The organism is Paenibacillus albiflavus, assembly GCF_004344915.1.
GTDB classification, from domain to species: Bacteria; Bacillota; Bacilli; order Paenibacillales; family NBRC-103111; genus Paenibacillus_AM; species Paenibacillus_AM albiflavus.
Genome location: NZ_SKFG01000001.1, coordinates 297,825 through 310,358 on the forward strand (window position 1 = coordinate 297,825; position 12,534 = coordinate 310,358).

At 40.3% G+C, this 12,534-nt stretch carries 11 protein-coding genes; 1 reads left to right on the forward strand and 10 read right to left on the reverse strand.

The annotated features are described in order from the left end of the window. Window positions 1-59: 59 nt before the first annotated feature. From E0485_RS01455 to E0485_RS01495, 9 genes are all read right to left on the reverse strand, one after another. Window positions 60-947 (reverse strand): DMT family transporter, encoded by an 888-nt coding sequence (locus tag E0485_RS01455; protein ID WP_132415812.1) that lies wholly within the window; start codon window positions 945-947, stop codon window positions 60-62. A gap of 2 nt (window positions 948-949) precedes the next feature. After that, a complete protein-coding gene (ytxJ, locus tag E0485_RS01460) occupies window positions 950-1,291 on the reverse strand; it encodes a bacillithiol system redox-active protein YtxJ (protein WP_132415814.1) in 342 nt (113 codons plus the stop codon). Window positions 1,292-1,324: 33 nt separating this feature from the next. Then, a complete protein-coding gene (locus E0485_RS01465; RefSeq protein ID WP_132415816.1) occupies window positions 1,325-1,873 on the reverse strand; it encodes a chromate transporter in 549 nt (182 codons plus the stop codon). A gap of 133 nt (window positions 1,874-2,006) precedes the next feature. Beyond that, window positions 2,007-2,699 (reverse strand): ABC transporter permease, encoded by a 693-nt coding sequence (locus E0485_RS01470; RefSeq protein WP_132415818.1) that lies wholly within the window; start codon window positions 2,697-2,699, stop codon window positions 2,007-2,009. Beyond that, window positions 2,692-3,615 (reverse strand): ABC transporter ATP-binding protein, encoded by a 924-nt coding sequence (locus E0485_RS01475; protein ID WP_132415820.1) that lies wholly within the window; start codon window positions 3,613-3,615, stop codon window positions 2,692-2,694. Before E0485_RS01475 ends, E0485_RS01470 begins: the two co-directional genes overlap by 8 nt. 87 nt (window positions 3,616-3,702) lie before the next feature. After that, entirely contained in the window at window positions 3,703-6,021 is a 2,319-nt protein-coding gene (locus tag E0485_RS01480) for a cation-translocating P-type ATPase (protein ID WP_207910914.1), read from the reverse strand. Window positions 6,022-6,221: 200 nt separating this feature from the next. After that, the gene (locus tag E0485_RS01485; RefSeq protein ID WP_407944818.1) at window positions 6,222-7,157 is read right to left on the reverse strand and encodes a sensor histidine kinase; all 936 of its coding nucleotides are present in this window, start codon (window positions 7,155-7,157) and stop codon (window positions 6,222-6,224) included. A 3-nt stretch (window positions 7,158-7,160) separates the two neighbouring features. After that, complete coding sequence (locus E0485_RS01490) at window positions 7,161-7,853, reverse strand: response regulator transcription factor (RefSeq protein WP_132415824.1); 693 nt, start codon at window positions 7,851-7,853, stop codon at window positions 7,161-7,163. A 179-nt stretch (window positions 7,854-8,032) separates the two neighbouring features. Beyond that, the gene (locus tag E0485_RS01495; protein WP_132415826.1) at window positions 8,033-9,718 is read right to left on the reverse strand and encodes an AMP-binding protein; all 1,686 of its coding nucleotides are present in this window, start codon (window positions 9,716-9,718) and stop codon (window positions 8,033-8,035) included. 329 nt (window positions 9,719-10,047) lie between these two features. Between E0485_RS01495 and E0485_RS01500 the strand changes: the two genes are divergently transcribed. Next, window positions 10,048-11,316, forward strand: coding sequence for a serine hydrolase domain-containing protein (locus E0485_RS01500; protein ID WP_132415828.1), 1,269 nt, complete (start codon window positions 10,048-10,050; stop codon window positions 11,314-11,316). Window positions 11,317-11,390: 74 nt separating this feature from the next. On the opposite strand, the gene E0485_RS01505 is transcribed toward E0485_RS01500, so the two are convergent. Beyond that, complete coding sequence (locus E0485_RS01505; protein ID WP_132415830.1) at window positions 11,391-12,389, reverse strand: NADP-dependent oxidoreductase; 999 nt, start codon at window positions 12,387-12,389, stop codon at window positions 11,391-11,393. Window positions 12,390-12,534 lie beyond the last annotated feature (145 nt).

A 12,534-nucleotide genomic window follows, 5' to 3' on the forward strand; every position in this document is an offset into this window, starting at 1 on the left:
AAATAAGAGATGCTATTCGATCATTCTGATCAACAGCATCTCTTTTGTATTTCCCAAATCTATTTCTCTTGTTTAATAAACAAACCTACACCGATCAACAATAAGAGTCCTGCCCCCGCTTGAATCCAAGTAATCGTCTCGTTCAGCAGCAAATAGGCTAGAATCGTAGCACCTAATGGTTCCCCTAACACGCTCATGGATACGGTTGTCGCTGACATGTATTTAAGCAGCCAGTTAAATAATACATGCCCAAACAAGGTTGGAATAATGGCTAACAATAAGAATAGCAGCCACTCATTCGCATCATATTGGAAGATTGAATACCCAATAATCAGATTATAGATGAGCAGAAGCAGTCCGCCAATTAAGAATACCCACCAAGAATACACGAATGCAGACATGTGTGTCCTTAAGCTTTTGCCAAGAATCATATGAATCGCAACAGCTACCATGCTTAAGAACGAAAGAACATCACCGATCCAAGCATCTCCAGCAAAACGGAAATCCCCCCACCCAATCATCATCGCCCCGAGAATGGCAACGAGCATAGCCATTATGGCACTAAAGCTCGTTTTATGTCGAAAAACGAAATAAGATCCTACCATCACGACTACAGGCTCCAATGTGAGTATAGCGGTTGAAGAAGCAACTGATGTATAGCGCAAGGAAGACATCCACAATAAAAAATGCAGTCCTAGGGATAAACCCGACCACATTAACTTGATATAGGAAGCACCATTTATCTTCTTCATTTCAGGCCAGAACTTATACAGTAACGGAGACATAATGATTACCGTAACAAGCAGGCGATGAGATGCAATGATAGAGGCAGGAGCTGCCGACCACTTCACCAGGATAGCCGAGAACGATATCGCGAGGATACCGATAAACAGCAGGATTGAAACTGGAAAACGAGTGGTCACAGCTGTTCGTTCGACTTGCTGCATCTTTAATCTAGAACAGCTCTAATATGCTTAGCTGTCACTGACCAGTGTGAAGTGTTCCATTCGGATGATTTGTTCTTAATGTAAATAATTTGTGGCGAAGCATGCTTCACCTTCACATCTTCCGCAATTTGAAGTGAAATCGGTCTAGATTCAATCACCTTAATTAAATAATAATCTACATTCTGATTCGGATTGTTTGCTAAATATTCTTCATATTCTTCTAGTGCAGATGCGGACACAGGACAAGTAGTGCTATGTTTAAGCAGGACAGCACCTCTATCGCTTGTTTTGTCATAAATCTCTTGCCACTCTTCAAAGCTGGTAATTTCTTTCCATGCTGACATGTTGTTGACCCCTCTCATTTAACTCCTAATATTCTATGGTCTTAGAAAAATAGCACCAGCGATCAACGCCCCAATAATGCCCCAAATTACGCTAATACCTGTATATTGTACGAGGACAAAAAATACAGCGGCAATAAGGAAGGGTATGAAGTTTATACTTCCCCCACTTGGCTCGAATGCATACTTGGCATAATCGAATGCGAGCATAGCAAACATGACGAAGATGACAGGTTGAATACCACGGATCATCCCTTTAATCGTAGGGTTATTCTGCAGCTTATTCATCGCGAACACAAGAACAATCATAAGCAGCGCAGTTGGCAATACGACAGCACCAATTGCGACAGCTGCTCCTAACCATCCAGCTACCTTGTAGCCTATGTAAGCTGACAACTTCGTTGCGATCGGACCTGGCATCGCGTTGGCCATAGCAAGTGCTTGACCGAATTCTTCATTCGTCAGCCATTTAAACTGCTCTACCGCTTCATGTTGATAAAGTGGAATGATGGAAGGACCACCACCAAACCCAAGCATAGTTGAACGACCGAATCCAATGAATAATTCCCAGAGCTTCATCATCATGTGCTTTTCTCAACTTTCTTCTTAGACTTTCCTTTATAAGGATACACCTATACGCCCAGTTCTTCAATATCTTAATAAACGCAAAGCCGCACTCTCTACTTAGGAGAACGCGGCTTCTGTTAAATGCCTAATGCTAATTAATATCGACATGATCAATCTTATTGATCGATAAATAAGCTATACTAACACCAATTAAGGATAAAATGATGGGAATGATAATAATTTGATCAAGACTATAACCCATATTATTCGAGCAAACAATCATAACTAGAATAACGGATGAAACGATGGTCGCTACAGTCGATTTTTTGCGCATTCCAAAAAACAAGGAAATTAAGGACATGCCCGTCGCAGCTAATGCGCTGTAAGTGAAAACAACCGCGTTTTTTTGGATAAGATCAAACGTTAAACTACCCGGAATTAAGTCTGTAAACTGTGAAACCGTAACGGCTATTGTACCAACAATGATATAGGAAAGCAGCATAGCAAAGTAAGTAAGAATCACAACAATTAACAGCTTAGCCGTAAGCAGTTTCTTCCGTGGAATCGGATATAAGAATAGTACAGTTATCGACCTATCTTTAAATTCACTGACAACTAGATTCGCAATCAACACCCCTGCATATACCATAAAGGTTGCCCTTATGAATGTACTTATCATCACAAACAACATTTCATAGTTTTCAACTACACGTGAGTCATCAAACTTAGGTGAAAAGATCATCATGATCATAAATGCACTAATAACGATACTGCAAATGGCGAAACCTATCATATACCCTTTAAGTTTAAACCTTTTGAGTTCAAGCTTCATTAATTTAAGCATCGATCCCACCTCCGTTCAATAGCCCGAAGAAGTAATCTTCCAGTGAGATCGTCTTTTTATGAACAGATTCTACAACCACATCGTTCATAACCAGTGTCTTCATGACTTCACCCTGCGAAATATGGTCATTATAAATTCGAATAATCTGGTTATCCATTACACGAATATTCGACAAGTTCAATTCGTTCGTGAGTACAAATGCAGCTTTTTCTACATTGTGCGTCACAATCTCAATATATTCGGTATTCGCTCCACGAATCGAGTCCATGGACACTTCATCTATTAAGTGCCCATGATTAATGACGCCGATTGTATCTGCAATTTGTTCAATTTCAGCCAGAATATGACTCGAGATTAGAATGGTAATCCCATATTCGCGGCTTAGCATCCGAAATAGTTCACGAATTTCTTTAATACCAATCGGGTCAAGTCCATTAATCGGTTCATCCAGGATGAGAAATTCAGGCTTTGTAATAATCGCTCTTGCAATTCCTAGGCGTTGCTTCATCCCAAGTGAGAAATCTTTGGCAGGCTTATCGTTAATATTGGTTAAATTCACTAGCCTTAATGCATCATCAATCGCTGAGAAATTATAAAATCCCATGTATTCACAATGCATCTCCAAATTTTGTCTTGCAGTCAGTTTGTCATAGAAGATGGGGTATTCAATGATCGTTCCCATTCTACTTAATAAGTGATAGGAGTTGGGCGTTAATTTCTCACCGAATATTTCCACTTCGCCTGATGTAGGCTTAACCAAATTGGTGAGCATCCGCATGATCGTTGTTTTCCCCGCGCCATTCGGCCCTAGAAAACCGTATATTTCACCTTTTTTGATATTCATATTAACGTTCATTACGACTTCTTTGCCTTGATAGACCTTGGTCAGTCGATTCGTTCTCAAGATGTAACTCATGATTCTATAAGCTCCCCTCGCTGTTCGTTATGGTCTAATCATATCGAATGAACGTTTCTTTTTTCTTACTCAATTCTTACTTGTTTCTTAAGCTTGCTTGGTTAGCTTGGCTGATAATCGATTCAAGAGTGAAAGCAGCGGCCAAGAGAGCAGAATAAGCAATAAGGCTGGTACTATAGATGATAATGATGTCAGCATGAAAATTTCTTTACCAAGTTTCGTTAAGAACGCAGCAGTAAATAACAGCGACACGGCAATCACTAGTCCAATTTTAATCGGACTAAATGGTCTTGCAAGCCTTGCTAAGACAACTAAGCTTGTCCCGCCGAGCACAAGAACCGCTAGTGTTCGAGCTTCTCTAATTCCGTGTCCAGTCTTGTGAGCATAGATGAACATGATGATCGTCAAGGCAGCTAAAATAATGGCATTCGGAATCGAAATACTTAATACCCTTTTTAAAAAGCCTGCACTAACACGATCTTGATTCGGGCTAAGCGCCAAAAAGAAACCAGGAATGCCGATCATTAATCCGCCAATCAACGTAACGTGAATAGGCATAATCGGATAAGGCATTAAGAGAACTGAGAAAATAAGTGACAATAGGATGGAATAAACCGTTTTGGATAGGAAAAGAACGGATACCTTCTCCAAGTTATTAATAATTTTTCTACCTTCAGTCACAACCTTTGGCAATACGCCAAAATCGGAAGTGAGCAGGACAAGCTGGGACACTGCCTTTGCTGCGTCGGAACCATTCGCCATCGCAATTCCGCAATCCGCTTCTTTAAGTGCTAATACATCATTTACACCATCTCCGGTCATCGCCACTGTATGTCCCTGCGATTGAAGAGCTTGAACAAGCAATTTTTTCTGATGCGGCGTTACACGTCCGAACACGGTGTATTGATCCACTACCTTCGTCATGTCTTCCACATTATCAGGCAATGTTCTTGCATCGACATAGTTCTCTGCACCTTGAACGCCAGCCCGCGCAGCAACTGCTGATACCGTTATTGGATTATCACCGGAAATAATTTTGATTGAAACGCCTTCTTCAGCAAAATAACGCAAAGCATCCGGTGCCTCTTCTCTTATGCGATCCGCGATTAGAAGCAAAGCGACGATTCGTGGTTCTCTTATTTCACCTTGAAGCAGTGCCCCTTCATTCACCTCTACAAACAGCAGCACACGTCTGCCTTGCTTAGCTTCTTGTTCAACAAGCTGCTGAACCTGCTTATATTCATCCATAAGAATCATTTCGGGAGCACCAAGTACCCATGCGCCTTTATCAGCGAATACGGCACCGCTCCACTTTTTATCTGAAGAAAAAGGGATTTTATTCTTAACTTCTATATCCGGTGCATTCTGATAACGATCACGTATCGCTTGCTGCGTTGGATTCATACTTGGCAATGCATGTACAACAGCGGCAAGCATAGTATCCACCTGCTGCTTTGATTCATGACCTAACAACTTAACATCCACAAGGTCCAGCTTACCTTCGGTAATTGTTCCCGTTTTATCTAGGCATAGCATATCTACCCTTGCAAGCACTTCTGTTGCAGGCAATTCCTGTACCAGCGTACGATGCTTCGCAAGCTTGGCGATCGCGACGACGAAAGTTGCACTTGTAAGCAATACTAGACCTTCTGGAACCATACTTACAATACCCGATACAGCTGCAATCGCTGCATCTTGCCATGTGGCATGTGTGAACATAAGCTGTGTCCAAATAAGCATTCCGCCAATTGGAACGACTAGCCACATAATCACTTTAAACAACTTATTAACCGCACCCTGCAGTTCCGAATTAATTCGCTTGAATTTCTTAGCTTCGCTAGCAAGCTTAGCCGCATATGTCGCTGAGCCTACCTTCGTCACCTTAGCATAGCCGCTGCCCGCAACAACGAAGCTGCCAGATAAAATCTCAGCACCTTCTTGCTTGTTAATTGGATCCGCTTCACCTGTAAGCAAAGACTCATCAACCTCGAACTTGCTATCCTCCAGAACGACAGCGTCCGCTGCAATTTTATCCCCTGGATTTAAAATCATGACATCATCCATAACTATTTGCTCGGTTACGATAGATTGCTCTTGTCCATCACGTATAACATTGACATGAGATACGTTCAGAACTGACAGCTTCTCAAGTGTCGCTTTGGCACGTAATTCCTGGAACATTCCGATAAAAGTATTAAAAATAATGACACCAACGAACAGGGCATTCTTCGGTGAGCCGGCAATGAATACGACTGCTGCAAGAATCGCATTTAATAGATTAAAACTCGTGAATAGATTTGCACGCATGATTTCCCAAATTGTTCGAGACGGTGCTTGTGGCAGCTTATTCACTTGTCCTTGATGTATTCGTTGTGTTACTTCTTGATCTGTAAGTCCAATTCTCACTATACAAGCTCCTCCTCTAAGACCTGATACCATTTGGCTAACTTTCATAATAAGTTATCCCAGTCCTATCGGACTATCGATTAACCTTACACTAATCTTACAAAATTGAGAGATTACCATTTATTTCTATAAGATAGATTCTATAATAACGAAATTGGCTTTCTTGATTCTTAATTGAATCTTACTTATTTCTTAAATGTTCAAAATTTTATCTTCGCCAATTCAACTATAAATACGGTTCTTTCATATGGTTTACTGTTCAGGTGAATCTTACCACCCATTTTCTCAATTAATCGCTTCGTTATGGTAAGTCCAAGCCCGCTTCCTTGGTATGATCGGTTACGTGAATCTTCTAATGTATACATTCGCTCGAACACGGCATCTTTATGTATTTCTGATATCCCTTTGCCTCGATCCCAAACCTGTATGTATGCTGATTCCTCATCTTCATGTAAAGTAAGACCAAGCACTTTGCCCTCACTACCGTACGCAATTGCATTAGATATTAAATTGTTTAAAATTCGCTGCAGCGCTTCTTCATTTCCTTTGGCAGCAATCACTTGATCCGGAATATCGATATCAACCTCTATCCCTTTGGCTGTTAATACCTCATAAAATTGCAAAATGCTCATCCGACATAATTCATTCAGCTGCACTTTGCTGATGACCATATCGTTATCTCCAGCTTCAAGCTTAGCTAAGTCAAAAAAGGTGTGGATGAGGTCCAACACCAAGACAGTTTTAGTATGTACTTTGGCAATTAGATCATTCCGCTCCTCAGCAGATAAATCTGGATTAAGGCGAAGCATTTCCAAATATCCAATTACAACCGTCAATGGCGTTTTTAAATCATGCGAAATATTAGACAGCATTCGCCGCATGGAGTTCTCTGTTCGTGCATATACAGCTCCTGTATGTTGTATCGCAATCAATAGACGATTGATCTCCGCTAGTAAGGTTTGTAAAGCGGGGTCATTCGTCAAAAGCAATAGTTTCTCGTTCAATGGACGATTTATGATTTTATGTAACCTTTGCTGAACCTCAAGCAGCTCCTGCGTTCTCTTTTTCTTATGCTGATGTTGAACGATAATCACAAGGAGTAACAATACAATTAAAGTTATGTAAAAATAATTCACCACTCACACTTCCCATTTATATCCAATTCCCCACAAAGTTTTAATCCATTTCGGATTTGAAGGATCGGTTTCGATTTTCTCGCGGAGTCTTCTCATATGGACATTAATCACATTTTCATCCCCGTAGTATTCATCCTTCCACACAAAGCTATAGATCTGCGCCTTCGTAAATACACGATTCGGATTCGAGACGAACAGCTTTAGAATGTCGAACTCCTTGGATGTGAGCTTAACGGGAACTCCATGTTTAGTAACCAGCATGTTCTCTATATCAACAATCATATCGTCAAACGTTAAAGCCTGCTCCTGCTTAGATTCCACACTGGAGTACTGTGTCGCTCTACGTATCATCGCTTTGATCCTCGCTGAGAGCTCAAGCATTGAGAAAGGCTTAGCCAAGTAATCATCTGCTCCAAATCCAAGACCGAGCGCTTTGTCTATATCGCTATCCTTAGCGGACATAATCAAGATTGGAACTGCGCTCTGCAGACGAATTCGTTGAATGACTTCTATTCCATCCATCTTAGGCATCATCAAATCTGAAATGACCAAATCGTAAGAATTCGTCATAAATTCCTTGACTCCGTCCTCACCTGAATAGGCATAGGTTACACGGAACCCCTCTTTAACTAAATACTTTTCAACCATCTCTACGATCGAGCTGTCGTCTTCAATCAATAATATCGAATGCTGCATAAGAAAGTCACTTACCCCCGCTTTCTGTCTTGATGCACGAATCTCACCTCTCTACTTTACCACCATTTAACTACGCTTGGCTAGGAGGTTTGGTTTCGGTTGTCCCCCTGTCATACATCAAAAAGGCTGCTTCAAATGCCGCATACCAGACATTCAAAACAGCCTTCTAATCTATTAACTTAGCTTATCTCCTTATTCCGTTCCATCTCTTCTTCTAATAATTTACGTCTTAATACTTTGCCTACAAGTGATTTCGGTAAAGTATTTCGAAACTCATATAACCGCGGTACTTTATAGGCAGCTAGCCGTTCTCTGCACCAGACATTCAGCTCCTCCTGACTTACTGTTGAGCCTGCTTTTAGGACGATGTAAGCTTTGACCGTCTCCCCTCGGTAATCATCTGGTACGCCAACTGCTACTGCCTCTTGAATAGCAGAATGCTCGTATAAAACTTCTTCAATTTCCCTTGGATAAACGTTAAATCCGCTTGCGATAATCAGATCTTTCTTACGATCCACAATCGCAAAGAAGCCTTCATTATCCATTGTTCCCAGATCTCCAGTATAGAGCCAGCCATCACGAAGTGTCGCTGCAGTATCTTGCGGCCTATTCCAATATCCAACCATCACTTGTGGACCGCGAACGATTAGTTCGCCAATTTCACCTATTGGCAGTTCTACACCTGTCTCTGGGTGAACGATCTTCGCTTCTGTATCCGGATAAGGTATGCCGATCGTGCCAATTTTGCGGTAACCCCATACCAAGTTAGCATGTGTAACAGGTGAGGCCTCAGTTAGTCCGTAGCCTTCAATAAGTTTGCCTCCCGTCAATGATTCAAATACTTCCTGTACTTCCCGCGGTAGAGGTGCAGCGCCAGAGACACATACCTTAATGGAAGACAGATCATACTCCTGAATTCGTGGATGATGGATCAAGGCAATATACATCGTCGGTGCACCAGGGAAGACCGTAGCCTTCATTTTTGAAATCGTTTTCATAACCATCTGCGCTTCAAACTTAGGCAAAAGAATTAACGAATCACCTTGTAAAATAGCTAAATTCATAAGCACTGTCATACCAAACACATGAAAAAAAGGCAGAGCAGCTAAATATCGCTCGTTCCCTGGCGTAATGTTATAGCACCAATTCGCATTTTGAATCGTATTAGCGATCAGATTATAGTGCGTTAACATAACGCCTTTGGATATACCCGTCGTACCGCCCGTATATTGCAATAAGGCGAGATCCTTCTTCGCATCCACTTCTACACAGATCATCTGCTTGGAGGACGAAGCGAGTATCTTCTTGTATCCAATCACTTCTGAGCTGTAATTAACTGCAAGATCGAAACCATCTTTTGATGCGACCATCGGATACAATAGATTTTTGGGGAAGGGTAAATAATCCTTAATCGATCCAACAATTATTTGCTTGATCGATGTGTGAGGTTGAACAGCAAGTACTTTCTTGTGAAGAAAATCTAGGGTAATGATCACGGTTGCTCCGGAGTCAACCAATTGAAGCTGTAACTCCCTTTCAGTATAAAGCGGATTCGTCTGAACGACGATAGCCCCTAACATCAGAGCACCGTAATAAGCAACAACGGCATGTGGCGTGTTCGGTAGCATGAGCGCCACACGGTCTCCCTTGTGCACACCAAGTCCCTGAAGGGCGTGTGCCAGCTTATAACTTTGCTCCAACAGTTCACCATAACTGATTTGCTTTCCCATAAAATACATGGCGATGTAGTTCGGTCGTTTCTCAGCTGAGTTAATGAGAAATTGTGCGAGATTATGCTCGGGGTAATCGCAGTGAGGGCTAATTTCTGGCGGGTACCATTTGTACCAAGGCATTTCCGTAGACATGATTGCTCATTCCCTTCTCAATCAAAATCTTGACAGAATATGCTTCTCCAAATAAACAACGATACTTATACTATAAGCTTAATATTTCGCCACAGAACCTGATTAACCTGTTTATATGTCTACACGATGAAAAAGAATAACAAAAAACGCCACATAAAATGTGGCGTTATCTATTTTAGACATAATTTAAGTAAGGGTGCTATTTCCAGCTCCTTACAATACTATTATAAACGACAGCAAAATATAAGTCTATATCTTTATTGCAAAAACCAGTATCCTTACATTGGATTGGGACAACAATCCAAACACTACAATGGGAGGTGAATGTAATGAACGAGTCATACATTGATACACTCGAGAAGTATGTCAATCAATACTTGGATTTGTGGGACTTATTTGGTGTGATCCAGGTGATTCAGAAAGGGGAAGTCGTGTTCGTAAGAAGCAGTGGCTATGCTTGCCTCGAGTTTGATATCCCAAATCATGTGCAGTCGCGATTCTCCTTAGCTTCTGTGTCAAAGCAATTTACCGCTTTTGCCATCATGCTCTTGCATGACAGGAAACAGCTGGACATTGATCAGCCCGCCAATCGGTACCTTCCACCGAACATGAAAATTTCAGACCAAATTACCGTCCATCATCTTCTCTCTCATACCTCTGGCCTTACTAATTTTTATAACTTTGAAAATAATTTTTTTGGCGAAGAGAATCGGCTGAGTTATTCGAAGGATGATTTTTTCGCAAAGTATATGAATAGGCAGCCAACACACAATCCGAGTGAGCGATATGACTACAATAATACCAACTATCATTTGCTTGCGTGGATTATTGAGCATGTATCCGATATGAGCTATGACGAATTTCTGAGCAGAAACATTTTTGAGCCATTAAATATGAACCATACAACTGTTGATGATGGAGACAAAATTATCGAAGACAGATCATTTAACTATGTCCTAGATTATGATCGTTATATCAAAGCCCCATATAGCAACGAAAAATTCAGTATTGGTGCAGGCGCAATCGTGTCAAACTGCGAAGACCTATTTAAGTGGTATCAATGTTTGAGGGATCGAAAAATGTTATCGGAAGAAGCGTACAACCGATTTTTCACGGAAAATCTCAATCATTACTGTTATGGCCTAGAGCATTCATATGTGTACGGAACAGACAAGTTTTCGCATGGCGGGGATAATATGGGGATTACAACCTACATGCAAAGCTTCTTCGATGAGGACCTTTGCATCATCATTCTTTCCAATAACGAATGCATCAATCAGTACAAGTTAGGCAATGCCATTTCAGATATTTTACATGGTGTTGAAGTGGATGCTCCGGCCAAGTTTCAAGAAATCTCGCTAAGTCACAATGAGCAGAAAACCTATTGTGGCACTTATTTGAAAAACAAAATTCAGATTGAGCTCATTAACGGAACGTTGTATTTTACTAGATTTAAAGGCAATTTACATATTGAAATATATCCGGTAGGCGAAAATCAATTTGCCAGAAGATATTACGACCAGCTTAAGCCTTACCAGATAACATTTGATCAAGATAACAAGCCGCAGTTCTTCGGTTATACATTGCAGGATTACTAGCTCATAATGCAATTGTAGATGAATAAAAAATGGATAAAGATTCAGATGTATTTTGAGAGCTCTATCCATTTTTGTTACTTAATTTTTAATATGATTTTGCCTTTTGCTCTACCTGATTCAGAATACTCCATAGCTTTTTGTGCCTCTTCAAAAGGAAATATCCTATCAATTACAGGTTTGATTTTTTTCGATTCAATTAACTCAGTTATGATGTCTAGTTGTTCTCCACTTGGTTTCATAAATAAGAAGGTATAAGTTACATTATGCTGTTTTTCGAGCTTTGTTATCTTTGATGTAACCATTCGGAACAGACTGGTTTTTAGAACACCTACACCGTATTCTTTACCGAATCGTGCGTTTGGTAATCCAGATACGGAAACAATTTGTCCCCCTGATTTTACAACTTTAAATGATTTTTCTAAAGTTTCTCCACCTATTGTATCTAATACAGCATCATAATTATTTAAAACTTTATCAAACTCTTCATTTCTATAATTGATTATTTGGTCTGCACCGAGACTATTAACAAGTTGAAACCCAGCTTCACTGGCTGTAGTTGCTACGAAAGCTCCCATAGATTTAGCTAGCTGTATCGCAAAAGTACCAACACCGCCAGACCCAGCATGTATTAACACTCGTTTATCTACAGATAATTTTAGAATATCATGGAATGCTTGGTAAGATGTTAACCCAACTAAAGGAATGGAAGCCGCTTCTTCAAATGAGAGATTAGTGGGTTTGAGAGCTAAGGCATTCTCGTCAATTGCAATATATTCAGCAAATGTCCCAATTCTCTTCTTATCTGCTCTTCCATAAACTTCATCACCAATTTTAAACTTTTTTACATTTGCTCCCACTTGGTTAACTACGCCAGAAAAATCATTACCTAAAATAAGTGGCATTTCGTATTTAATAAGCATTTTTACTTTTCCGTCTCTTATTTTAAAATCAACAGGGTTGATACTTGCCGCGTATATTTCCACCAAAACATCATTCTCTCCAACTGTAGGCAATGGCATATCTGCTTGTTTTAATGGTACTTTTCCGTACTTTTCAATAATCATCGATTTCATAATGTTCCTCACTCCAGTAATAAATTTTTAAACATTTATTTACAAATTGATTTTGTGATTTATAGGTCTATAATAATTCTAACGATTCTATTTTGGAAGTAGACACTTATTTGTGCCATAGTATCAAAAAAGTAACCTTAGAGTG